The organism is Sphingomonas sp. S-NIH.Pt15_0812, from assembly GCF_003951315.1.
GTDB lineage: Bacteria > Pseudomonadota > Alphaproteobacteria > Sphingomonadales > Sphingomonadaceae > Sphingomonas.
Genome location: NZ_QLJH01000013.1, coordinates 14,613 through 36,672, shown reverse-complemented (window position 1 = coordinate 36,672; position 22,060 = coordinate 14,613). Strand labels below are relative to the sequence as shown.

The 22,060-nt window shown below is 66.4% G+C and carries 23 protein-coding genes; 5 read left to right on the top strand and 18 right to left on the bottom strand.

The features are described 5' to 3' along the window. Positions 1 to 141 precede the first annotated feature (141 nt). On the top strand, positions 142 to 333 hold the full coding sequence (locus tag BRX43_RS10410; RefSeq protein WP_125994796.1) for a hypothetical protein: 192 nt from the start codon (positions 142 to 144) through the stop codon (positions 331 to 333). An 18-nt stretch (positions 334 to 351) separates the two neighbouring features. Here BRX43_RS10410 and BRX43_RS10405 read toward each other — a convergent pair whose 3' ends face one another. Continuing rightward, the gene (locus BRX43_RS10405) at positions 352 to 726 is read right to left on the bottom strand and encodes a winged helix DNA-binding protein (RefSeq protein ID WP_125994795.1); all 375 of its coding nucleotides are present in this window, start codon (positions 724 to 726) and stop codon (positions 352 to 354) included. Between the two features lie 289 nt (positions 727 to 1,015). On the opposite strand from BRX43_RS10405, the gene BRX43_RS10400 reads away from it, so the two are divergent. Together BRX43_RS10400 and BRX43_RS10395 are read left to right on the top strand one after the other, a co-directional pair. Then, positions 1,016 to 1,435 carry an HIRAN domain-containing protein gene (locus tag BRX43_RS10400; protein ID WP_125994794.1) on the top strand — a complete coding sequence of 140 codons (420 nt, stop codon included), beginning with the start codon at positions 1,016 to 1,018 and terminating at the stop codon, positions 1,433 to 1,435. Positions 1,436 to 1,485: 50 nt separating this feature from the next. Further along, the gene (locus BRX43_RS10395) at positions 1,486 to 2,808 is read left to right on the top strand and encodes an Hsp70 family protein (protein ID WP_125994793.1); all 1,323 of its coding nucleotides are present in this window, start codon (positions 1,486 to 1,488) and stop codon (positions 2,806 to 2,808) included. 146 nt (positions 2,809 to 2,954) lie between these two features. Here BRX43_RS10395 and BRX43_RS10390 read toward each other — a convergent pair whose 3' ends face one another. Then, a complete protein-coding gene (locus BRX43_RS10390; RefSeq protein WP_125994792.1) occupies positions 2,955 to 3,500 on the bottom strand; it encodes a response regulator transcription factor in 546 nt (181 codons plus the stop codon). After that, positions 3,497 to 4,798 carry an ATP-binding protein gene (locus tag BRX43_RS10385; protein ID WP_125994791.1) on the bottom strand — a complete coding sequence of 434 codons (1,302 nt, stop codon included), beginning with the start codon at positions 4,796 to 4,798 and terminating at the stop codon, positions 3,497 to 3,499. The genes BRX43_RS10390 and BRX43_RS10385 overlap by 4 nt, the downstream gene beginning before the upstream one ends. 123 nt (positions 4,799 to 4,921) lie before the next feature. Here BRX43_RS10385 and BRX43_RS10380 point away from each other — a divergent pair, with 123 nt between their 5' ends. Continuing rightward, positions 4,922 to 5,686: a DNA alkylation repair protein gene (locus BRX43_RS10380; RefSeq protein WP_125994790.1), complete on the top strand. Its 765-nt coding sequence runs from the start codon at positions 4,922 to 4,924 to the stop codon at positions 5,684 to 5,686. Here BRX43_RS10380 and BRX43_RS10375 read toward each other — a convergent pair. The 6 genes from BRX43_RS10375 to cyoA are packed head-to-tail and all read right to left on the bottom strand — an operon-like array spanning position 5,676 to position 11,074. Then, on the bottom strand, positions 5,676 to 6,170 hold the full coding sequence (locus BRX43_RS10375) for a c-type cytochrome (RefSeq protein ID WP_125994789.1): 495 nt from the start codon (positions 6,168 to 6,170) through the stop codon (positions 5,676 to 5,678). The genes BRX43_RS10380 and BRX43_RS10375 overlap by 11 nt on opposite strands. Continuing rightward, positions 6,167 to 6,853 carry an SURF1 family protein gene (locus BRX43_RS10370; protein ID WP_164523579.1) on the bottom strand — a complete coding sequence of 229 codons (687 nt, stop codon included), beginning with the start codon at positions 6,851 to 6,853 and terminating at the stop codon, positions 6,167 to 6,169. The genes BRX43_RS10375 and BRX43_RS10370 overlap by 4 nt, the downstream gene beginning before the upstream one ends. Then, positions 6,850 to 7,296, bottom strand: coding sequence for a cytochrome o ubiquinol oxidase subunit IV (gene cyoD, locus BRX43_RS10365; RefSeq protein WP_125994788.1), 447 nt, complete (start codon positions 7,294 to 7,296; stop codon positions 6,850 to 6,852). Before cyoD ends, BRX43_RS10370 begins: the two co-directional genes overlap by 4 nt. After that, positions 7,293 to 7,922: a cytochrome o ubiquinol oxidase subunit III gene (cyoC, locus tag BRX43_RS10360; RefSeq protein WP_125994787.1), complete on the bottom strand. Its 630-nt coding sequence runs from the start codon at positions 7,920 to 7,922 to the stop codon at positions 7,293 to 7,295. The genes cyoD and cyoC overlap by 4 nt, the downstream gene beginning before the upstream one ends. Positions 7,923 to 7,925: 3 nt before the next feature. Further along, on the bottom strand, positions 7,926 to 9,923 hold the full coding sequence (gene cyoB / locus BRX43_RS10355; RefSeq protein WP_125994786.1) for a cytochrome o ubiquinol oxidase subunit I: 1,998 nt from the start codon (positions 9,921 to 9,923) through the stop codon (positions 7,926 to 7,928). Positions 9,924 to 9,931: 8 nt separating this feature from the next. Further along, positions 9,932 to 11,074, bottom strand: a complete 1,143-nt coding sequence (gene cyoA / locus BRX43_RS10350) for a ubiquinol oxidase subunit II (protein ID WP_125994785.1) — start codon at positions 11,072 to 11,074, stop codon at positions 9,932 to 9,934. A gap of 116 nt (positions 11,075 to 11,190) precedes the next feature. Between cyoA and BRX43_RS10345 the strand changes: the two genes are divergently transcribed. Further along, positions 11,191 to 12,531, top strand: coding sequence for an MFS transporter (locus BRX43_RS10345; protein WP_125994784.1), 1,341 nt, complete (start codon positions 11,191 to 11,193; stop codon positions 12,529 to 12,531). Positions 12,532 to 12,651: 120 nt separating this feature from the next. Here the strand turns inward: BRX43_RS10345 and BRX43_RS10340 are convergent, their stop codons facing one another. From BRX43_RS10340 to BRX43_RS10300, 9 genes are all read right to left on the bottom strand, one after another. Then, the gene (locus BRX43_RS10340; protein WP_125994783.1) at positions 12,652 to 13,386 is read right to left on the bottom strand and encodes a Crp/Fnr family transcriptional regulator; all 735 of its coding nucleotides are present in this window, start codon (positions 13,384 to 13,386) and stop codon (positions 12,652 to 12,654) included. Beyond that, positions 13,383 to 13,751: a response regulator gene (locus BRX43_RS10335; protein WP_125994863.1), complete on the bottom strand. Its 369-nt coding sequence runs from the start codon at positions 13,749 to 13,751 to the stop codon at positions 13,383 to 13,385. Before BRX43_RS10335 ends, BRX43_RS10340 begins: the two co-directional genes overlap by 4 nt. Then, complete coding sequence (locus tag BRX43_RS10330) at positions 13,751 to 16,162, bottom strand: GAF domain-containing protein (protein WP_206433180.1); 2,412 nt, start codon at positions 16,160 to 16,162, stop codon at positions 13,751 to 13,753. Before BRX43_RS10330 ends, BRX43_RS10335 begins: the two co-directional genes overlap by 1 nt. 171 nt (positions 16,163 to 16,333) lie before the next feature. Next, entirely contained in the window at positions 16,334 to 17,230 is an 897-nt protein-coding gene (locus tag BRX43_RS10325; protein WP_125994781.1) for a ParB/RepB/Spo0J family partition protein, read from the bottom strand. Continuing rightward, positions 17,227 to 18,006: an AAA family ATPase gene (locus BRX43_RS10320; protein WP_125994780.1), complete on the bottom strand. Its 780-nt coding sequence runs from the start codon at positions 18,004 to 18,006 to the stop codon at positions 17,227 to 17,229. The genes BRX43_RS10325 and BRX43_RS10320 overlap by 4 nt, the downstream gene beginning before the upstream one ends. Then, on the bottom strand, positions 18,003 to 18,611 hold the full coding sequence (rsmG, locus tag BRX43_RS10315) for a 16S rRNA (guanine(527)-N(7))-methyltransferase RsmG (RefSeq protein WP_125994779.1): 609 nt from the start codon (positions 18,609 to 18,611) through the stop codon (positions 18,003 to 18,005). Before rsmG ends, BRX43_RS10320 begins: the two co-directional genes overlap by 4 nt. Further along, on the bottom strand, positions 18,608 to 20,440 hold the full coding sequence (gene mnmG, locus BRX43_RS10310) for a tRNA uridine-5-carboxymethylaminomethyl(34) synthesis enzyme MnmG (protein ID WP_125994778.1): 1,833 nt from the start codon (positions 20,438 to 20,440) through the stop codon (positions 18,608 to 18,610). The genes rsmG and mnmG overlap by 4 nt, the downstream gene beginning before the upstream one ends. Before the next feature lie 54 nt (positions 20,441 to 20,494). Continuing rightward, positions 20,495 to 21,766 carry a tRNA uridine-5-carboxymethylaminomethyl(34) synthesis GTPase MnmE gene (gene mnmE / locus BRX43_RS10305; protein ID WP_125994777.1) on the bottom strand — a complete coding sequence of 424 codons (1,272 nt, stop codon included), beginning with the start codon at positions 21,764 to 21,766 and terminating at the stop codon, positions 20,495 to 20,497. After that, positions 21,763 to 21,996: a DUF6489 family protein gene (locus BRX43_RS10300; RefSeq protein WP_125994776.1), complete on the bottom strand. Its 234-nt coding sequence runs from the start codon at positions 21,994 to 21,996 to the stop codon at positions 21,763 to 21,765. The genes mnmE and BRX43_RS10300 overlap by 4 nt, the downstream gene beginning before the upstream one ends. Positions 21,997 to 22,060: the final 64 nt, after the last annotated feature.

Here is a 22,060-nt window from a genome sequence, read left to right as displayed (position 1 = left end):
TTGAATGTCCGGGGGCGATGGTCGTCACCGAATATCGCGTGATCAGATGCGGGTCGGTCGAGCGGTGGAACCGGTCGCCCGTTGCGGCATTGTTCCCCTTGGCGACCGGCCGTGACTCGGTCGCGCGCAAAGAGGACATCCATGAGCCGAGTGAAGCTGACCCTGTTCGGGGCCAACAACCGTATTGCCGCCGACGACCGCAGCCCGCTGCCCGCGATCGAACTCGGCAACAACATCAAGCCCGATACGCTGGAGCGCCTGTCCGGCCTCACACCGGTCGAGCGCGCGCTGTTCCAGTCACTGTCGCGCAATAGCGACGCCATTGCCGTCTGACCGGCTCGGGGGCGGCCCTCAGCGCTGGCCCTCGATCAATCGCAGATAGGCGATCATCTCCCGCCGCCCGACCGGCGAAAGTTTCACAAACATGCGGCGGGCGTCGCTGGGATCGGGCACCCGCATCACCAGATCGCGCTCCTCGAGCAGGTTGATGTATCGCAGGGCCGTCGATGCGGCGACGCCGGACGCCATACAGGCGGCGGTGGTCGATACCGATCGACCCTCGGACTCGGATACCAGCAGGTCGAGCAGAAGATTCCAGGCGGGATCGGCGAACAAGTCGCTAAACGCCCGGAAATGTCGATCCCGCCACCGACGCTCATGCCACAGCCGCAAGGCCAGCATGGCGATATCGCTCGGAATAGCCGGGACTTTGTCCCGCCGGCTCATCGAAGAGCCCGAAGATCAGGGCGGATCGACATCAAATACCCTCATTCCCTCGCATCGACATGCCAAAAGACGATGCTGCCTCGTCAGCTTGTCCCGCGGCCCGATGCGTTGGATATTGTATCCATTCCGTCGTAAAATGGATATAGTTTTGCAGCCCGTCGGATTGATGATCTGCAAATTATCGGGAAATATTGCGGCGACGCGACGGGATGACTGACTTTCCGCCTCAAAACATAGGCTTGCAGCGACATATGTCCGTTATGGATTATCTTGGGAGGACGTGGCTTCGGTGGAGGAACTGACTCTCGCGGTGGTCGGACTGGACTATCCCAATGCTGATCGCGGCAGTCGCCGGTTCGAGGCGCTGCTCTGCCATCCGGGCGACCCGGTGTCGTTGCGTCCGGAACCCCGCAACCCCCATGATCCCCATGCCGTCGCGGTCTTGAGCGAACGCGGCGTCCAGATCGGCTATCTGACCGCCGAACGTGCCCCCTGGATCGGCGGCCGCTTGCGTCAGGGCGTCCCTGTCGTCGCAATGTTCCAGGGCATGGCGGGCGCCGTCGCCTATATCCGGCTGCGCTTCGGCGGCGAGGCCCCGCAGCGGCTGCCGCCGATCACGCAGACCGGCGATCCGCCTCCGGTCGCCGCGCCGGAGGCCGACGACAGCGGTTTCCACCCCGATCCCGACGGGCCCGAATGGGGCGCATGAGCGGCTTTGCCGGCTTGCGCGGACCATCGTCCCTGTAGCACCAGCGAGCGATGACCGACCCCGCCCCACCCGCCGTGCTCGGCTTCGATTTCGGCACCACCAATTCGGTCGCCGCCATCGCGCGCGGCGGCGAGTCCGCCTTGGTGCCGATCGCCGGCCCGGATGGCGCGTCCCCGGTGTTCCGTTCCGCCTTGTGCTTCTGGCAGGAGGAATCGGCGCGCGGTGGACTGGAATCGGCGGCAGGGCCATGGGCGATCGCCGAATATCTCGAGTTCCCCGAGGGAAGCCGCTTCCTCCAGTCGTTCAAGTCGGTCGCCGCCGCGCCGAGCTTCGAACATGCCACGGTGTTCGAGCGGCGCTTCCGCTTCGAGGAACTGGGCGCTCGCTTCCTCGACCACATGATCGCGCGGGCGAACGGCGCGTTCGACCAGCCGCTGGCGCGGATCGTGGTCGGACGGCCGGTCGAATGGGTCGGCCACCGCCCGGACGAGGCGCTGGCGCGCAGCCGCTACGATGCGATGTTCGCGAAATTGGCGGCGGCCGGAGCGGGCGTCGACCTCCATTATGTCTACGAACCGCTCGGCGCGGCGTTCAGCTATGCCTCCACGATCGACCGGCCGGCGACCGTGCTGGTCGCGGATTTCGGCGGCGGCACCAGCGACTTCTCCGTGGTGCGGATCGAGGCGCCGGGCGCGGCGCGGCGCTGCGTGCCGCTGGGCCATGCCGGCGTCGGCATCGCCGGCGACCGCTTCGACTATCGCCTGGTCGATCATCTGGTCATGCCGCTGCTCGGCAAGGGCGGCCGCTACCGCTCGTTCGACAAGGTGCTGGAAATCCCGGCCGGCTATTTCAGTGATTTCGGCGACTGGTCGCGACTCGCGCTGATGCGCAACCGCCGCACGCTCGCCGATCTGGAGAAGCTGCGCCGCGCCGCGCTCGATCCGGAAGCGATCGCACGGATGATCGCGGTGATCGAGCAGGAACAGGGCTATCGCCTGTACGACGCGGTGGGCCGAGTGAAACGCGACCTGTCGGCCTCCGAGCAGGCGCGGTTCGTCTTCGACGGCGGTGGCCTGCGGATCGAGGCGGAGGTGCATCGCCGCGACTTCGAGAATTGGATCGCCCCCGACATCGCCCGGATCGAACAGGCGGTCGATCGCGCGCTCGCGGCGGCCGGCATCGATCCCGCCGCGATCGACCGCGTCTTCCTGACCGGCGGCACCTCGCTGACGCCGCGCATCCACCGCCTGTTCGTCGAGCGCTTCGGCGAGGAGCGGCTGGCGACCGGCGATGCCCTCACCTCCATCGCCCATGGTCTGGCGCTGATCGGCGAGTCGCCCGACATCGCCACCTGGGCCACGACACCGGGATGACGATTGCAGTCGCTGCATTCCCTATTCGTCAACTTGCACTTAACATAGGCTGCGCTGCCGCCCATAGGGAGCAGGCCTTTCAGGCATCCTCTCCTAAAAGCTTATCAGGCCGGTCTCGTACCGGCCTTTTTTTCGCCCGGCGTGGTTCAACCCATGTGCCGCTTGTCGAGCTTGCGGGCCAGGGTGCGGCGATGCATCCCCAGCCGTCGGGCAGCCTCGGAGATGTTGAACTCGCTATCCGCCAGCGTCTGGTGGATATGCTCCCATTCCAGCGTCTTGATGCTGGTCGGGGCGGCCGCCAGATCGACCTCCGCATCCCCGTCCACCTTGGCGAAGGCGGCTTCGATATCGTCGGTATTGGCGGGCTTGGTCAGGTAGTTGGTCGCGCCCAGCTTGATCGCCTCGACCGCCGTGGCGATGCTGGCGAAGCCGGTCAGCACGACGATCCGCATCGCCATGTCGACCCGGTGCAGCGCCTCGATGCACGACAGGCCCGACGCGCCCGCCAGCCGCAGGTCGACCACCGCGAAGCCGGGACGGAACGTCCCCGCCACCGATTCGAGCTGGTCCGGCCCGCTCAGCACCTGCACCGCATAGCCGCGCCGCTCGAACGAGCGGGCCAGGGTGCGCGCGAAGACGGCGTCATCCTCCACGATCAGCAGCCGCCGCTGCTCCGTTCCGGTCTCGCTCATGAAGTCTCTCCCTCCGCCGCCAGCGCCGCCAGCGGCACGCGCATCGTGATCCCCGCCCCCTGCCCCGGCAGGTTCATGGCGCGCAGCGTCCCGCCCAGCGTCCGCAGCACATTGTTCGACAGGAACAGCCCCAGCCCCGATCCGGGTCGCGCCTTGCTGCTCTGATAGGGTTTGCCGACATGCGCCAGGATATGGTCGGGAAAGCCATGGCCGTCGTCCTCGATGCGCAGCACCAGGTCCGCGCCCTCGCGATCGACGGTCAGCGCGATGCGGCTGGCCCCCGCCTCGACCGCATTGTCCAGCGTGTTGGTCAGCGCCTGGCCCAGTGCGCGATCGGCGATGATCGCCCAGTCGGCGACCTGGCCATAATCGACCGTGACCAGATCGGGATGGATGCGGCTCCACGCCAGCAGCAGCATGTCGACGAAGCGGCGCAAGGTGGTGCGCGCCGGCGCCTCGCCGGTCACCTCGCCGGCGGCGAACAGCACGCCGCTGACGATGTCCTTGCACCGCATCACCTCGGCGCGCATGTCCGCCACCTCGGCGGCGAGGTGCGGCGAGCGGGCGATGGCCGGCTCGTTCTTCCAGTCGCTGAGGATCACCGCCAGCGAGGCGAGCGGCGTGCCCAGTTCGTGCGCCGCGCCGCTGGCGAGCAGGCCGATGCGGACGATATGCTCCTCCTCCGCCGCCCGCTGGCGCAGTTCCGCCAGATGCGAATCCCGCTCGCGCAGGTTGCGGGTGACGCGGGTGACGAACAGCACGATCAGCACCGCGGTCAGCGTGAAGTTGAACCAGCTGCCCAGCACATAGGCGGGCGATGGCGAATGCGCGATCAGCGCCGGCAGGGGCAGCGGCCGGTGAGTCACCGCCAGCCCGGCGAACAACCCGCTGGTCAGCGCCACCATCGCCCAGCTCGACCAGGTCTCCAGCAGGATCGCGCCCAGCACGACCTGAAGCAGGAACAGCGAGGCGAAGGGATTGGTCGCCCCGCCGCTCAGGAACAGCTGGATGGTCAGGCAGGTGACGTCGACGATCAGGCTGGCGACCAGGTGCAGGTTGGTGATCGGCCAGCGCTTGGGTATCGCCAGGGTCAGCAGGTTGAGCACCACCAGCAGCCCCAGCGCCGCCAGCATCGGGGCCAGCGGCAGGTGGATGTCGAGCCCGTAATGCACGCCCAGGATCGTCGCGAGCTGCCCGCCGACCGCCAGCCAGCGCAACTGCACCAGCAGGCGCAGGTTGCGCCGGCCCGCTTCGGTGACCGTCGGCGGCTCCGCTCCGCTGGGCTGGGTGGTCAGCATGGGGGGACTGTAGGACTTTCGGGCGCGGAAGGAAGGCGTCGTGACACGCCCCCCACTTGTCCCGCCCGCACGGCCCGACGATAAGGCCGGTATGAATCAGCGATCGCCCTGCCGACAGACCGGATGACCGCCGGACCGCGCAGCATTGCCGGTATCGATCCAGCCCGCCGGGCGCTGCTCGACGCCGGCAGGGTCGAGTCGACGACGCTGACGGAGGGGCTGGCCATCGACTTCGCCACGCTGATGCGCAGCGCCCTGCCCGATCTCGGCGAAACCGCGTGCGCGACCCTGCGCCAGGCGGCGGGCATGGGCATCGTGAAGCGCATGGCGCTGGCGGCACGGCTGATCCTCGATCGCCATGGTCCCGACCATGTGGCGGCGCTGTACGACCATCCCTCGGACACGGTGCGCGGCTGGGCCTGCTTCGCCATCGGTGCCGTGCCCGGCCTGTCGCTGGATGCGCGGTTGGCGCGCATCCGCCCGCTCGCCGACGATTCCCATTTCGGGGTGCGCGAATGGGCGTGGATCGCGGTACGGCCGGCCATCGCCGACGAACTCGAGATGGCGATTTCGGCCTTGGCCCGCTGGACGGCCGATCCCTCCGAGCGGATCCGTCGCTTCGCCAGCGAGGCGACGCGGCCGCGCGGTGTCTGGTGCGCGCATCTCCGCCCGCTTCGCGACCGCCCCGAACTCGGCCTGCCGATCCTGAAGCCGTTGCGCGCCGACCCTGCCTGCTACGTGCAGGACTCGGTCGGCAACTGGTTGAACGATGCGGGCAAGGACCGGCCGGACTGGGTGCGATCCCTTTGCGCCCGCTGGTCGGCGAACGGTCCGACGCCGGAGACGACCCGGATCGTCAGGCGTGGGCTACGCTCGCTCAGCGCCTGACCGGGCAGCCATTCGCCGGGCCGTCGACCGGATCGAGACCACAGAGGAAGGCGATCACGTCCGCCCGGTCGAGCGGGTCGCGGAGCCCCGGATCGGGCATGGACGTACCGGGCACCACCGCCTGCGGCCCAGCCAGCCAGCGATCCAGCCGCGCCGCCGTCCACTGGCCCGACGCGGTGCGGAGCGCATAGCTGTAGGAGAAGCTCGGGCTCACCCGCCCCAACGGCCGGCCGAGGACGCCATGGAGATTGGGTCCGTTGCGATCGGGCGCGCCGGTGCGGGCGGCATGGCAGGAGGCGCAGCGGTGGAACAGGCGTTCGCCGCTCGCCGGGTCGCTGACCCGCAACCAGTCGGCCGGGCGGGGATCGGCGCCGGCCGCCGCGATGCGTCGCTCGCGGTCCGCGTCGCCGCGACCACAGGCGCTCACCAGCCCGAGCCCCAGCAGCGCGAGCGCCCCGGCCGTCCCCAGACCGGCCCGCCTCATCCCCGGCGCAGCGCGCGCCAGCCCATGAACGCGACCAGCGCGGCAAGGCCGAACCAAGTCAGCGCATAGGACAGGTGGTTGTTGGGGAAGCGCACCACGGTCAGCCCGCCCTGCGGCCATTGGCCCGGCGGCGCGACGCGATCGGCATCGATGAAATAGGGGGCGACGGTGCCGAGCCCGCGCTTCGCGGCGATCGCGGCGACGTCACGCGAATACCAGCGGTCACTGGCGGGGACGTTGCTGCGCAGGAAGCCGCCCTCGGGCTCGGTCAACCGCAACAGGCCGACGACCTGGGTCGTGTCGGCCAGCGGCGGCGCGGGTCTGGCGCCGGTCGGCACGAAGCCGCGATTGACCAGCAGCGTGTAGCCAGCCTCGCTTCGAAAGGGGGTCAGGACCCAGAAACCGGGGCCATAATCGGTCACCGCCTGGGTCAGCGTATCCGCGCCGGCCCGGTAGCGGCCGGTGACGCGGAGGCGGCGATAGGCGTCGGCCGGAGCGACCCTGCGCCATTCGGCCGGCCCCGGGGCCGGCACCGGCGCGGCCGCCAGCCGCGCACTCGTCTGGGCGATCAGCGCCCGTTTCCAGGCCAGCCGCTCGACCTGCCACACGCCCAGCCCGACCAGCAGCAGGACCGCCGCGACGATCGCGACGATCAGCCCCGGCCGGGCGCGGGCGCTGCTCACATCCCGCCGCCGACATCCCCGGACGCGGACATGGCGCCGGACATGGCGCCCGTGCCGGGCATCATGTTCTGGTTCATATGGTACATGACCCACAGCGAACCGGTCAGCGCGATCACCACGACGATCAGCGTGAAGATCAGCGCCATCAGCGTCCAGCCATTCTCCGACTTGGAGTTCATGTGCAGGAAATAGACCATGTGGACGACGATCTGCACCAGCGCGAACGCCATGACGATGCCGGCGGTGACCCGCGTATCGGCAAAGGCGTCGGTCATCACCAGCGCGAAGGGGATCGCGGTCAGCACCACCGACAGCAGGAAACCGGTCATGTAGCTCTTGCGGCTGCCATGCGCATGGCCGTCGCCATGGTCGTGACCGTGGTGATCCCCGTGATGGCCATGGGCGTCATGGCCGTGCGTGGAGACATGGGGTTCGGCGCTCATCGCAGCACTCCGAGCAGGTAGACGAAGGTGAAGACGCCGATCCAGATGACGTCCAGGAAGTGCCAGAACAGCGACAGGCACTGCAGGCGGCGCTTGTTGTCGGGGATCAGACCCTTGCGGCCGACCTGCACCATCAGCGTCACCAGCCAGATGATGCCGAAGGTGACGTGCAGGCCGTGCGTGCCGACCAGCGTGAAGAAGGCCGACAGGAAGGCCGAACGCCACGGACCCGCGCCCTCATGGATGAGGTTCGAGAATTCGTAGAGCTCGATGCCCAGGAAGGCGAGGCCGAACAGGCCGGTGACCGCGAGCCAGGCCTGGGTCGCGCCCTTGCGGTTCTCGTCCATCGCGATCATCGCGAAGCCGTAGGTGATCGACGAGAAGAGCAGCATCGCGGTGTTGACCGCGACCAACGGCAGTTCGAACAGCTCGCGCTGGTCGGGACCGCCGGCATAGCTGCCGCCATAGACGCCGTAGGCCGCGAACAGCATGGCGAAGATCAGGCAGTCGCTCATCAGGTAGAGCCAGAAGCCCAGCATGGTGCTGCCTCCCGCCTCGTGGTGATGCTCGTCCGTCTCGTAGAAGATCGGCGCCTCGGCGCCGGGCGGGATGGTTGCGCTGCTCATGCCTTACGCTCCCGCCGCCAGCGCCTTGGTGCGCGCATTCTCGGTCTCGATCACTTCTTCCACCGGGATGTAATAGTCGCGGTCATAGTTGAACGTATGGCCGATCGCGACCGCCAGCAGTCCGACGAAGCTCAGCGCCGCCAGCCACCAGATGTACCAGATCATCGCCAGGCCGAACACGGTCGCGCAACCCGCCAGGATGACGCCCGCGCCGGTGTAGCGCGGCATGTGGATGGCCCGGAAGCCCTCGGTCGGACGCTCGGCCCCCCGCGCCTTCATGTCGTACCAGGCGTCCAGGTCGTGGACGACGGGCGTGAAGGCGAAGTTATAGTCGGGCGGCGGCGACGAGGTCGCCCATTCCAGCGTCCGGCCACCCCAGGGATCGCCGGTCGTGTCGCGCAGCGCCTCGCGATTGCGGAAGCTGACCCAAAACTGCACCAGCATGGCGCCGATCCCGGCCGCGATCATCAGCGCGCCGAGCGCGGCGATGATGAACCAGATCTGCAGCGACGGATCGTCGAAGTGGCGCAGGCGACGCGTCACGCCCATCAGGCCGAGCACGTAGAGCGGCATGAAGGCGACGTAGAAGCCCAGCGTCCAGCACCAGAAGCTGACCGTGCCCCAGAACTTGTCCAGCTTGAAGCCGAACGCCTTGGGGAACCAGTAGTTGATCGCCGCGAAGGTGCCGAACACCACGCCGCCGATGATCACGTTATGGAAGTGCGCGATCAGGAACAGCGAGTTGTGCAGCACGAAGTCCGCCGGCGGCACCGCCAGCAGCACGCCCGTCATGCCGCCGATCACGAAGGTGATCATGAACGCGATCGTCCACATCATCGGCAGCTCGAAGCGGATCCGCCCCTTGTACATGGTGAACAGCCAGTTGAAGATCTTCGCGCCCGTCGGGATCGAGATGATCATCGTGGTGATGCCGAAGAACGAGTTGACGCTCGCGCCCGACCCCATGGTGAAGAAGTGGTGCAGCCAGACCAGATAGGCCAGGATGGTGATGACCAGGATGGCGTAGACCATCGAGGTGTAGCCGAAGATGCGCTTGGACGAGAAGGTCGAGGTGATTTCCGAGAACACGCCGAACAGCGGCAGGATCAGGATGTACACCTCCGGGTGGCCCCAGATCCAGATCATGTTCACGTACATCATCGGGTTGCCCCCGCCGGTGTTCGTGAAGAAGTTGGTGCCGATGTAGCGGTCGAGCGACAGCATCGCCAGCACCGCGGTCAGGATCGGGAAGGCGGCGACGATCAGGGTGTTGGTCGCCAGCGCGGTCCACACGAAGACCGGCATCTTCATCAGCGTCATGCCCGGCGCGCGCATCTTGATGATGGTCGCGAGCAGGTTGACGCCCGACAGCAGCGTGCCGACGCCGGCGATCTGGAGCGCCCAGATATAATAGTCGACGCCCACGTCCGGCGAATAATCCAGCCCGGACAGCGGCGCCATCGCCAGCCAGCCGGTGCGGGCGAACTCGCCGACGAACAGGCTGGCCATGACGATCACCGCGCCCGACACGGTCATCCAGAAGCTGAAATTGTTCAGGAACGGGAAGCTGACGTCGCGCGCGCCGATCTGGAGCGGCACGACATAGTTCATCAGCCCGGTGACGAAGGGCATCGCCACGAAGAAGATCATGATGACGCCGTGCGCCGTGAACACCTGGTCGTAATGGTGCGCGGGCAGGAAGCCCTCGTTCGCGCCGAAGGCCATGGCCTGCTGCGCACGCATCATCAGCGCGTCGGCGAAGCCGCGCAGCAGCATGATGATCCCCAGGATCATGTACATGATGCCGATGCGCTTATGGTCGACGGTGGTGAACCACTCCTTCCAGAGATAGCCCCACAGCTTGAAATAGGTCAGCGCCCCCAGCACCACCGCGCCGCCAAAGGCGACCGCGGCGAAGGTGCCGACCAGGATCGGCTCGTGGATGGGGAAACTGTCGAGCGTCAGCCGCCCGAAGATCGTCTTGAGCAAGGTTTCGGACATGATGTCTCTCAGGCCCCCGCAGCGGCGGAGGAACGGCCGGGGACGCCCGGCAGCGTGGAATGGTCGATCGCGGAGAAGCTGCGATTTTTCTCACCGCCGCGATCCTGCGACCCGGCCGGCGTCTCGATCGGCGCACCGCGATTCTCGCCGCCCTTCTTGTCCTCGGGCGCCTTGAACAGCGCGCCGTCGGGCTTGTCGACGGGCGGACGGTTGCTGACCGGGGCATGGGCGCCGCGGTTCATGTCCTTGGCCATGGCATCCTGCATGCAGGGGGTGCCCGGCTTCACACACATGCCCAGGATCTTGTCCCACAGGCCCGGCTGCACCGCGTTGAAGCCCATCGCCGGGACGCGCTCGCTGGGCTTCTCCAGCTCCAGATAGCGCTCGGTGGACAGGCGATCCGGCTGGCGGCGGATCGATTCGACCCACTCACCGAACTGCGCCTCGCTCACCGAACGGGTCGGGAAGTTCATGTAGGAGAAGCCGGCGCCGCTGTAATTGGCGGACTTGCCCTCGAACGTGCCGGTCTTGTTCAGCACCGCGTGGAGCTGCGTCTCCATGCCCGGCATGGTGTAGATCATGCCGGCCATGGCGGGGACGTAGAAGGTGTTCATCACCGACGAGGAGGTCATCTTGAACTGGACCGGCCGGTTGACCGGCACCACCAGCTGGTTGACCGTGGCGATGCCCTGTTCCGGATAGAGGAACAGCCACTTCCAGTCCATCGACACGACCTCGACCACCAGCGGCTTGGTCGCGGGCGTCACCGGCTCGCCCGGCGCGACGCGGGTCAGCGGGCGATAGGGATCGAGCGTGTGCGTCGCCAGCCAGGTCAGCGCGCCGAGCGCGATGACGATCAGCAGCGGCATCGCCCAGATCACCAGCTCCAAACCGGTCGAATGGTCCCAGTCGGGTCGATATTCGGCCTCCGTGTTGCTGGCGCGGTATTTCCACGCGAACAGCACGGTGAGCGCGATCACCGGGATGATGATGATCAGCATCAGCCCGGTCGACCACAGGATCAGGTCGGCCTGTTGACGCGCGACATCGCCGGCGGGGTTCATGACCACCATGTCGCAGCCGCCCAACAGGGCGGGTGCGGCCAGCGCAGCAGCCCGGAGGCCGCGGGAGCAAGAGAGGGATCGGGACATATTGGTGTGGCGGCTACTCCCGATTGTGCATCTGCGAAATAGGACAATTTGTCCTATCCCGCATTGCGGCATGGCCCGCTAAGCCTCTCTCCAAATATTTGGAGTAGCTTCAGGCCATGGCTGAGACCGCCGCCTCTTCCACGCCCACATCGCAGGGCATCGAGCGCGATGCCCGTGCGATGTACGCGGAAGGCCATCATGACGTGCACCCCGGCGAGATCGCGATCGGCGTGATCATCGGGCGCACGTCCGAATTCTTCGACTTCTTCGTCTATGCCATCGCCTCGGTGCTGGTGTTCCCGCAGATCGTCTTTCCCTTCGTCGACCGGGTGACGGGCACGCTCCTGTCCTTCACGCTCTTCCCCCTCGCCTTCCTGGCGCGGCCGCTGGGGACGCAGATCTTCATGGCGATCGACCGTCGCCATGGCCGCGGCACCAAGCTGACGATCGCCCTGTTCCTGCTCGGCACCTCGACCGTGTCGCTCGCCTTCCTGCCCGGTTACGAGCAGGTCGGCATGGCCTCGGCCATCCTGCTCGGCCTGTTCCGCGTCGGCCAGGGCATCGCGCTCGGCGGGGCCTGGGACGGTCTCGCCTCGCTGCTCGCGCTCAACGCGCCGGAGGGCAAGCGCGGCTGGTATGCGATGGTCCCGCAGCTCGGCGCGCCGCTCGGCCTGATCGTGGCGAGCGGACTGTTCGCCTTCTTCTCCGGACTGCTGTCGCCGGGCGACTTCCTGTCCTGGGGCTGGCGCTATCCCTTCTTCGTGGCGTTCGCGCTCAACGTGGTGGCGCTGTTCGCCCGCCTGCGCATCGTCGTGACGCCGGAATATACCGAGCTGTTCGACACCCGCGAACTGACCGCCTCGCCGGTCGGCGCGACGATCCGCGCGCAGTGGCGCAACATCGTGATCGGCGCCTTCGCCCCGCTCGCCAGCTTCGCGCTGTTCCACATGGTCACGGTGTTCCCGCTGTCCTGGGTCATGCTGTTCACCGACCAGAGCATCACCCGCTTCCTGCTGATCGAGATGATCGGCGCGGTGTTCGGCGTCGGTGCGATCGTCGTGTCGGGCATGTTGGCGGACCGGATCGGTCGCCGCTCGCTGCTCGGCTATACCGCCGTCGCGATCGCCGCGTTCAGCGGTTTCGCGCCGCAGCTGCTCAATGGCGGCGACGTGGGCGAGCTGGCCTTCATGATCGGCGGCTTCATCCTGCTCGGCCTGTCCTTCGGCCAGTCGTCGGGCGCGGTGACCAACAATTTCCCGAAGCGTGCCCGCTACACTGGCGCGGCGCTCACCTCGGACCTGGCCTGGCTGTTCGGCGCCGGCTTCGCCCCGCTGGCGGCGCTGGTGCTGGCGCAGAATTTCGGCCTGCTCGCTGCCGGTGGCTATCTGCTGTCGGGCGCGATCGGCACGCTGGCGGCGCTGTACCTGAACAAGGAACTCGGCAAGCGGATGGGCTGATCCCCTGGCGTGCCGGTGCGGACAGTCCGTATTGGCACGCCGAATCACGAAAAAGGGCCAGCGCGACGATCGTGTCGCGCTGGCCCTTTTGCTATCCGGACAGGCTGTTCGGCGAAGCGATCAGCGCGCCGTGCCGAAGGGAATGGCCGACACCCGCACCGGCTGCCGGTTGATCTTGCGCGCCAGCGCCACCGGATCGGTCAGCGTCAGCCGACCCGTCTTCCAGGTCAAATCGCCTTCGCGGCGGAACAGCTGGATCATGCGATTGACGTGGACCGAGGTCAGGCCCAGCGCATCGGCGATCATTTCCTGCGTCAGCGGCAACGCGAAGCTGTTGCCGCTTTCCAGTCCCGCCATCCGCAGGCGTTCGAGCAATTCCAGGAACAGGTCGCCGATCCGCTCCTGCGCATTGAGCCGGCCGAGCCGGGTGATGTTGGCGAGCAGATAGGCTTCGTCCAATGCCCGGCTGAGCGCATAGGCCTCGGCCAGCGCCGGAGACTTGTCGCGGAGTGGCGCCGAGCAGATCTCGACCGGCGTCAGTGCGATCACCGTCGCCGTCGCCACGGGCCGCGACTGTTGCCCGAGCCCGACGACATCGCCCGGCAACAGGAAGCTGAGGAACTGGCGGCGACCATCGGCCAGGAAGCGCACGCGCGCCGCCCAGCCGCTGAGGATGAGCAGCGGCTCGACGATCTCATGACCTTCGCCGATCAACTCGCGGCGCGGCTTGATCGGGCGCGCGGTCGTCAAGGCGTCGGTCAGCGCAAAGGTCGCGTCGTCGTCGAGCGGCACCAGCGTGTTCAGCCGGCGTACCGCCGCGCCAGGATCGCGAAAAGCTCTGATTGCACGTATCACAATGCCACCTCCGGGCAGATAAGATCGCGCAAGCTGTTCAGCACGATCTCCATGGTAAAGGGCTTGGCCAGGCGTGGTCGGTTGCGATATCCATCCGGCAGGGTGGTCCCGTCATAGCCCGTCAGAAATGTATAAGGCACGCCTCGTTCGTCCAGCTTGTCCGCGATCGGGAATGAGGTCACACCCTCCAGATTCACATCGATCAACGCGGCATCGATCGGATCGTTGCTCACCGCGGCCAAGCCTTGGGGCACGGTGTTGAACGGTCCGACGACGACCGCCCCCTCGCGGAGCAGGGCGCGTTTCAGGTCCGAGGCGATGTAATATTCGTCCTCGATCACGAGGATGCGCTTGCCATTCAGCATCACGACCACCCCCCTTGTCCATAGCGCACGGCATCGTCATCGACGGGCGACAGAGGAACTGCGATCGTGCAGCGTACGCCGCCACGTTCGAACAGCAACTCCGTATCAGCCCTTAGCCGATAGGGTAGCGCTTCCTCGATCAGTTCTCGCCCGAAACCATAGCGGCTGGGTCGCAGGTCGATCGCCGGAATGCCGGATTCTGTCCAGCTCAGTAGCAGCTTCTTGCCTCCCCTATGATCCGCATCAACCTGCCAAGTGATGGCAAGCTTGCCGGACTTCACTTTTAACGCGCCAAATTTGATCGCGTTTACAGTCAGTTCATGAAATGTTAAAGCCAAATTCTCGGCTATGTCCAGTGGCATCCCCACGTCGGGGCCCTCGATCCGGACAGATGGCCCGTCGGAAACGCCGACGCTCAGCAATTCCTCGCGAACGAGATTCTGAAGATCGACCAACTGTTCCGGGTGGTGTGAGATACCGGCATGAGTCCGGGCCAATGCATCCAGTCGACCACGGAAATGATCGTTGATGTCGTCTATGTCATAACCCGAGTCGATCGTCCGCTCGAACACCGACCGGGTCACCGTCAGCAGGTTACGAACCCGGTGCTGCAACTCGGCGAGCAGAAACCCCTGCCGGTCCTTCAGCGTCCGCAGTTCATGGATGTCGGTTGCCGAACCGTACCAGCCGGTAACCTGTCCATCCTTGTCGCGCGCCGGAACCGACCGCGCCAGGAACCAGCGATAGCTGCCATCGCGCATCCGGTAGCGGATCTGTCGTTCGACTGGCGCATGGAAGTCGTCGGCGCGCTTGACGATGTCCAGTTCGATATGCCGATCGTCGGGATGGACATAGCGTATCCATCCACCATTCTGCCCGTCATAATAGGACTGGCCAGTCAGCCGCTCCCATTGGCGATTATCGACGAAGTTGATTCCGTCGCTGTCGGCATGCCACAACAGACTTGGCAGCAATTCGGTGGTACGGCGAAATCGGTCGCTGGTTTCCTGCAGGGTGGCTTCGGCGCGGGCGCGGGCCACCGCCAGTTTGCAGCGGTCGCCGACTTCCTCCAGGAACTTGACCTCGGCGCAGCTCCAATGCCGCTTCGACCCGGTGCCGATGAACAGGCAGCCGACGACCCGGTCCCGGCTGAGGAGCGGCACGGCGCATAATGCACCGATCCCGATCGAGCCGAGATAGTCTCGTGCCGGATTGGTGCCACAATCGTCCAAGGCGATCGTCTGCCCTTTTCGGATCGGGTCGAGCAATCCGTTGGGACAATGGCTCGCCGGAATCGCCAGTCGACGCACTTCGCTCGGATGATCCGGATTGATCGCCTCGATTTCCAGCGTATTCTTGCTCGCATTGAAGTAGATGAATCCGCATCGTTCCACGTCCAGCCATTTGACCAGCTTCCGGATCGTGTGCTGCTGGATGGCCAGCGGATCGGCCATGCCACGCCATTGCTGGCTGAGCCGACGCAGACGCTGGTCATCACGATGCTGGTTTTCGATCCGCTGCAAGACCTGCCGGATATGAACGAACTCCCCCGCCATCCAGCCGAGCAGATCGAGCAGACGCAGCGTGAAACTGTCCAGCGACCGTGCTTCACGAAAGTGGACGGTCAGCACACCCAGGAAGTGACGCTCCGGACCGATCAGCGGGATCGACACCATCGCCGCTACCCCTGCATCCTGCATCATCGTGCGAACGACTTCGGGCAGATTGGATCGTGCGACATCCGTCAGGACAACGCGCTGGCGCTTCGTCCTCAACCGATCGAGCACTGGGCTTGGAATTCTCAGGTCATGCTCGCAATAGGTGCGCGTATAGTCACTCTCGTCGGTGAAACCGTGAAGCGCGACCAGGCTGATCCACCGGTCATCGGCGTCGACCAAGTGAACACCGCCCCGATCGGTGTCCGCGAAAGAGGTGGCGAGATATAGCACCTCGCTCATCGCCTCGTTCACATCCTTCGCTTCACGCAAGCGAAGATGGAGATCATGCAACAGGGTGAGCGCCGATCGGTCATCGATCCGGCGATCGATCGGTAGCGTGACCGGATCGTCGCTCGACAGACCGTTCCGGTCCATCGGCTGCAACCGGATCACGAAACCGGCGATCTGTCCCAAGTCATCTTCGACCGGGCGGATCGTCACCTGGGTCAATGCCCGGCTGAAACTCGGCGGCAGGGTCAGCGCTAGTTGCGGTCCCCAGGCATCGGCGGCGCGATCCAGGGCCTGTTGGAACATAGGCCAGCAGGTCGACCAGGCCTCTGCCGCCCTGGACCCGAGGTCCATCGCGACCCCCGCCGCCGCGAGATGATCGGCAAAGCCGTCATTCCAGACCTGTCGGCAATGAGGCCCCCACCAGAGCGCCATCGGCTCGGGCGCGGTCAGGATCAGCCGCAACACCGATTGCAGGGAGCGCGGCCATCCGGCGAGTGGGCCCATATCGGTCTGACACCAGGAATGTCGGCGAATTGCCCGTGCCATCTCACCGTCACCACCCAGCCAACAGGGTGGCGTGTCCGATCCGATATCGACTAGATCATCACCCCAAGCCGTGATGCTGCACACTGGTCAGATCCCTTCCCCGGTCAGGCGCTGGCAGAGCATGTCCAGCTGATCGAGCGTCGAATAGCTCAGAGACAGCGTACCGCCCTTGGGCCCATACGCGATCTGGACCGAAACGCCGAGCAGATCGGCCAGTTGCGTTTGCAGCGCGACGATGTCCGCATCGGGCAGAGCCGGTGCGGCCTTTTCCGATGGTTCCGATTTGCGCGGCTTCTTGTCGCGGGTCAGCTTCTCGGTATCGCGCACCGACAGGCCGCGCACCACCACCTGCTCCGCCAGCCGCTCGACATCGGGCGCGCCGAGCAAGGCGCGGGCATGGCCCATCGTCAGCGTACCGTCGACGACCCTGGCCTGCACCTGGTCGGGCAGTTCGAGCAGTCGCAACAGATTGGCGACGTGGCTGCGCGACTTGTGAACGATCTTCGCCAGCGCATCCTGGGTATGACCATATTCACCGGCCAGCCGCTGATAGGCCTGCGCCTCTTCGATGGCGTTCAGGTCCTGGCGCTGGATATTCTCGACAAGGGCGATCTCCATCGTTTCGAGATCGTCGAAGTCGCGCACCACCACCGGCACTTCGTGCAAGCGGGCGCGCTGCGCCGCGCGCCACCGCCGCTCGCCGGCGACGATCTGGAACTGATGCCCGTGCGGCCGGACCACGATCGGCTGGATGACGCCGCGCGCCGCGATCGATGCGGCGAGTTCCTCCAGCAACGCATCGTCGAAGCGACGGCGCGGCTGCTGCGGATGCGGGGCCAGGGCGCTGATCGGCAGCGTGCGTATGCCGTTGTTCTTTTCGGACGCATCGTCCGATACCGGCACCTCGCGGGCCATCTCGCCCAGCAGGGCGTCGAGACCCCGGCCGAGGCCGGCGCGGGATCGGCGGGGGGACGCCTCGCTCATGCCGCGGCCGCCTTGCTCGGCAAGCGCACGATGATCTCGCGCGCCAGGGCGATATAGGCTTCCGAGCCGGAACAGCGATGATCGTAGATGAGCGCCGGCAAGCCATGGCTCGGCGCTTCGGAAAGACGGACGTTACGCGGAATCACGGTATCGAACACCACCTTGCCCAACACGGCGCGCACATCGGCGGAGACCTGCTCGGTCAGCCGGTTGCGCCGATCATACATGGTGAGCGCTACACCCAGGATCGACAATCCCGGGTTAAAGCGCTGACGAATGCGCTCGACGGTCGTCAGCAATTGCGACAGCCCCTCCAGCGCGAAGAACTCGCATTGGAGTGGAACGAACAAGGTGTCCGACGCGACCATCGCGTTCATCGTCAACAGACCTAGCGAGGGCGGGCAGTCGATCAGCACAATGTCCCAGGGGGTCGTGCTGCGCCGCAAGGCTTCGTCCAGACGATGGGTCCGGGCATCCATCTCGACCAACTCGATCTCGGCGCCCGAGAGGTCGACGGTCGCGGGAACCAGATCGAGCCTGGGCACCTTCGTCGTCATGACCGCCTTGTCGAGCGTCATGTTGCCGATCAGCACGTCGTAGCTGGAATTGACCCGCTGGGAATGTCCGACGCCCAGACCGGTCGAGGCATTGCCCTGCGGATCGAGATCGATCAGCAGCACATGCTGCCCCGTCGCCGACAGGGCGGTGGCAAGGTTGATCGCACTGGTGGTCTTGCCCACCCCACCCTTCTGGTTGGCGACTGCAACAACGATCATCGCTTGGCTCCATCGGCTATCACGATCGACGAGTCCGCTGCGGTCAGGGATTGTTCCACGTGGAACGTCAGCCCATATCGCCGGTCGAGGCCGCGCAGTTCTTTCGGATCGACAGCGCCGCGAGGCAGCAACCATCGTGTCTCCGCTGTGGCGCAAGCCGCCGCCGACTGCAAAAGCTTTTCGATCGACGCCACCGCCCGGGCCGTAATGATGTGGGACGGTCGGGCGATCTGCTCCACCTTGGCGCACGCAATCTCGACATGGCCGAGCCCGAGCGCATCGGCACAGGCTTGCAGGAAATCGACCCGACGCCGGCGCGGCTCGACCAGCAGGAAGCGGGCGTCGATCGCCATGGCCAGCACCAGTCCTGGGAAACCGGCCCCTGTGCCGATATCGAGCCACTGCTCCGCCGGCGCGCCCGCAAGCAATCCGAGTTGCAGCGAGTCGACCAGATGCCGGCTCCACACGATCTCCAATGTGGAGGGGGCGATCAGATTCTGGCGCTGCATTTCCTCCGCCAGCATCGTGACGAAGCGGGTCAGGCGGTCGACCGCCGGCGATCCGAAATGCCTATCCACCCAGGCCCGAGCATCATCTTCGGTCATGCGGCATACCGTTTGGCGTGAAGGAGAACGGCGGACAGCGCGGCCGGGGTGATCCCCCGTATCCGGGCAGCCGCGGCGAGTGAGATCGGCCGACTGGCATCGAGCCGTGCGACCATTTCGTTGGAGAGACCGGCGATGGCGGCATAGTCGATATCCGCCGGTAAGGGGATGGCTTCCTCCGATCGGAGCGTCGCCACCTCCTGCGCCTGTCGTTCGAGATAGGGTGCGTAGCGGGCATCCTCCGCCACCTCCCGGATCACGGTCGGGTCGATATCGGCCAGGGCCTCGGGCGCGATTCGGTCGAGATCGATGCCGTCGAAGCGCAGCCATTCCCAGATGCTGCGGCGCGCGCCATCCTGGCTGACCCGTCCGCCCATGACCTGAATATCGCTCGCGGTCAGCGACCGGTCGAGCCGCTGGCGCAGCGTCGCCCGTTGATCGTCGGAGCGCGCCTGATGGGCCAGCCGCTCCGCCGATACGCAACCCGCCTCCTGCGCCACCGACGCCAATCGGGTCTCGGCATTGTCGGCCCGCAGCGAGAGTCGGAACTCGGCGCGGGCGGTCAGCATCCGATAGGGCTCGGTGACGCCTTGCAGCACGAGGTCATCGATCATCACGCCGATATAGCTCGACGCCCGGTCGAGGATAACGGGTGCGAGATCGCAAGCATGGGCCGCCGCGTTGAGACCGGCGACCAGTCCCTGCCCCGCCGCCTCTTCATAGCCGGTCGTGCCGTTGATCTGGCCGGCGCAGAACAGGCCCTCGACCGACCGCACTGTCAGCGTCGGCGCCAAGGCGCGCGGGTCAATATGGTCATATTCGACGGCATAGCCCGGCACGGTAATGCGGGCATTTTCGAGACCGGCAATGGTGGCGATCATCGCATGCTGCGCCTCGGTCGACAGGCTGGTCGACAGGCCGTTGGGGTAGACGGTCGGGTCATCCAGACCCTCCGGCTCCAGAAAAATCTGGTGGCCATCGCGGTCGCCGAAGCGATGGATCTTGTCTTCGATCGACGGGCAATAGCGTGGCCCCTGCCCCTCGATCGCCCCGGAATAGAGCGGCGACGAGTCGAGATGATCGCGGACCACCGCATGGGTCGCGCCGGTCGTCCGGGTGATCGCGCAGGAAATTTGTGGCAGTTGTCGGCCGGGGGTGAGCGCCGACATCGTCCAGCCAAGGTCGTCGGACGGTTGCTCCGCTAGTCGCGCCCAGTCGATGGTGCGGCCATCGAGACGGGGTGGCGTGCCCGTCTTGAGCCGCGCCATCGGCAGGCACAGGTCGCGGAAATGGTCGGCGAGCAACCCCGCGCTCCGTTCTTCGATCCGGCCGCCGGCATGCCGTTCGTCGCCGCGAAAGATGCGCCCCCCCAGGAAGGTGCCGGTCGCGATGACCAGCGCACGGGTGGCGATCCGCTCGCCGGTGGCCAGCGTCACGCCTTGCACCACGCCCCCGGTCAGATCCAGACCGACCACTTCCCCGGCGAGAAAGGTCACGCCGCTCCCCGCCATCATCGCCTTCACCGCCGCCTGGTAGCGACGTCTGTCAGCCTGGATTCGTGGCCCCTGAACGGCTGCGCCCTTGCTGGCATTGAGCAACCGATGGTGGATCGCGGCGGCATCGGCGGCCCGCGCCATCACCCCGTCAAAGGCGTCGACCTCGCGAACGATATGCCCCTTCCCCAATCCGCCGATCGAGGGGTTGCAGGACATGACGCCGATATTGTCGGTCGAGAAGCTGATCAGGGCGGTGGCGGCCCCACGACGGGCTGCGGCCGATGCGGCTTCGATCCCCGCATGGCCGGCACCGAGAACGATGACGTCGAACATCCTTCGCCTGTAGCGATTATCCTTCGTCACGCCAAAGCTGTTCCACGTGGAACATCATTTTCCTAGGCAGAAACGTCCGAAGAGCTGATCGAGCATGACCTCGGTCGCATCCGCTCCGGTGATCGCCGCGAGCTTGGATCGTGCCAGACGCAGATGTTCGCCGATCAACAGGGGGTCGGCCGGCGCCTCGCAAAGGGCGGTCGCGGCGGCCCGGCAGAGCTCTCGATGCCGAGCCCGAAGCGGCAGCGCATCGGCGGGCGGCAGCAAGGTCGTGGCCCGTTCCTCCATGGCATCCCATAGCGCCATGATCGTCGCCGCATCGTCGCGACGGACGCCGAGCCGGCCGGCCGGCACTGCTTCCCGCCCGGTCAGGTCCGCACGCGCATGGACATGCAGGGCACCATCATGAGGCGACGGTTCGTCACTGACCCAAAGCACGATGTCCGCTTCCGCCACCGCGGCCCACGCGCGGTCGACGCCGATCGCCTCGACCACGTCCTCCGTCTCGGTCAGGCCCGCTGTGTCGATCAGCAGATAGGCACGGCCATGGCGAACGACCGGCGCTTCGATCCGGTCGCGTGTCGTGCCCGCGATCGGCGATACGATCGCCGCCTCCCGCCCGACCAGCAGGTTGAGCAGGGTCGACTTGCCGGCATTGGGCGGACCGGCAATGACCACCCGCAACCCGTCGCGCACGCGCTCGACCGGCGGGGCGGACGCCGCCTGATCGATCGTCGCCGCCAGCGCCGCCATGGCCGACCGGATCGCCCCGGCATCATTGGCACCGGCATCCTCCTCATCGGCATAGTCGAGCATCACCTCGATCCGCGCCGACAGCATCGCCACCTCGGTCAGCCAACCTCGTACCGCCCGATTGATCGCCCCCTCCAGCGATCGCAGCGCGACGACGCGTTGCTGCTCGGTCTCCGCCTCCAGCAGGTCCGCCAGTCCTTCCGCTTCGCTCAGGTCGATGCGGCCATTGGCCAGCGCGCGACGGGTGAACTCCCCCGGTTGCGCCAGCCGGCATCCGGGCACGCTGGCCAGCGTCGCCAGGACCGCTGCGACCACGGCACGGCCGCCATGGCAGTGCAGCTCCACCAGATCCTCGCCGGTCGCGGTGGCGGGGCCGCCAAAGGCGACGACCAGCGCCCGGTCGAGCAAGCCACCGTCCCGCCCCCGGAGCGCGCGCAGGGTCGCGCGGCGGAGCGTCTTCGGCATGGCGCCGAGCGCATGCGCGGCGTCGAATGCCGCGGGGCCGCTGATCCGCACCACCGCGATCCCCGCCGGCGGTTGGCCCGACGACAGGGCGAAGATCGTGTCGATCATCCGGCCGACTTGCCCGTGCTCTCGATCATCCGTCGCCAGAAGGCCATGCCCGCCTCCCCCATCGGCGCCCAGTTGCGCATCATCGTCTCCATCGCCTCGGGGCGGAACTGCCCCTCCATCGCCTCGCGCAGCATCGCCAGATACTGGTCGTGCACCGGCGTCAGGTCGGGCAGGCCCATAGCGCGGCGCGCCTCTTCCGGCGTGCAGTCGATCTCGACCGTGATCTTCATGAGCGCTTCTCCTTGAGCCACCCTGGCTCCACCACCATAATCATGCGCGGAGCTTGCCCCATCC

What these genes read in the sequence shown, in the direction of transcription:
- BRX43_RS10410 (WP_125994796.1), top strand. Translation starts at nt 142, where the DNA reads ATGAGCCGAGTGAAGCTGACCCTGTTCGGGGCCAACAACCGTATTGCC.
- BRX43_RS10405 (WP_125994795.1), bottom strand. Translation starts at nt 726, where the DNA reads ATGAGCCGGCGGGACAAAGTCCCGGCTATTCCGAGCGATATCGCCATG.
- BRX43_RS10395 (WP_125994793.1), top strand. Translation starts at nt 1,486, where the DNA reads ATGACCGACCCCGCCCCACCCGCCGTGCTCGGCTTCGATTTCGGCACC.
- BRX43_RS10390 (WP_125994792.1), bottom strand. Translation starts at nt 3,500, where the DNA reads ATGAGCGAGACCGGAACGGAGCAGCGGCGGCTGCTGATCGTGGAGGAT.
- BRX43_RS10385 (WP_125994791.1), bottom strand. Translation starts at nt 4,798, where the DNA reads ATGCTGACCACCCAGCCCAGCGGAGCGGAGCCGCCGACGGTCACCGAA.
- BRX43_RS10380 (WP_125994790.1), top strand. Translation starts at nt 4,922, where the DNA reads ATGACCGCCGGACCGCGCAGCATTGCCGGTATCGATCCAGCCCGCCGG.
- BRX43_RS10375 (WP_125994789.1), bottom strand. Translation starts at nt 6,170, where the DNA reads ATGAGGCGGGCCGGTCTGGGGACGGCCGGGGCGCTCGCGCTGCTGGGG.
- cyoD (WP_125994788.1), bottom strand. Translation starts at nt 7,296, where the DNA reads ATGAGCGCCGAACCCCATGTCTCCACGCACGGCCATGACGCCCATGGC.
- cyoC (WP_125994787.1), bottom strand. Translation starts at nt 7,922, where the DNA reads ATGAGCAGCGCAACCATCCCGCCCGGCGCCGAGGCGCCGATCTTCTAC.
- cyoB (WP_125994786.1), bottom strand. Translation starts at nt 9,923, where the DNA reads ATGTCCGAAACCTTGCTCAAGACGATCTTCGGGCGGCTGACGCTCGAC.
- cyoA (WP_125994785.1), bottom strand. Translation starts at nt 11,074, where the DNA reads ATGTCCCGATCCCTCTCTTGCTCCCGCGGCCTCCGGGCTGCTGCGCTG.
- BRX43_RS10345 (WP_125994784.1), top strand. Translation starts at nt 11,191, where the DNA reads ATGGCTGAGACCGCCGCCTCTTCCACGCCCACATCGCAGGGCATCGAG.
- BRX43_RS10335 (WP_125994863.1), bottom strand. Translation starts at nt 13,751, where the DNA reads ATGCTGAATGGCAAGCGCATCCTCGTGATCGAGGACGAATATTACATC.
- BRX43_RS10325 (WP_125994781.1), bottom strand. Translation starts at nt 17,230, where the DNA reads ATGAGCGAGGCGTCCCCCCGCCGATCCCGCGCCGGCCTCGGCCGGGGT.
- BRX43_RS10320 (WP_125994780.1), bottom strand. Translation starts at nt 18,006, where the DNA reads ATGATCGTTGTTGCAGTCGCCAACCAGAAGGGTGGGGTGGGCAAGACC.
- rsmG (WP_125994779.1), bottom strand. Translation starts at nt 18,611, where the DNA reads ATGACCGAAGATGATGCTCGGGCCTGGGTGGATAGGCATTTCGGATCG.
- mnmG (WP_125994778.1), bottom strand. Translation starts at nt 20,440, where the DNA reads ATGTTCGACGTCATCGTTCTCGGTGCCGGCCATGCGGGGATCGAAGCC.
- mnmE (WP_125994777.1), bottom strand. Translation starts at nt 21,766, where the DNA reads ATGATCGACACGATCTTCGCCCTGTCGTCGGGCCAACCGCCGGCGGGG.
- BRX43_RS10300 (WP_125994776.1), bottom strand. Translation starts at nt 21,996, where the DNA reads ATGAAGATCACGGTCGAGATCGACTGCACGCCGGAAGAGGCGCGCCGC.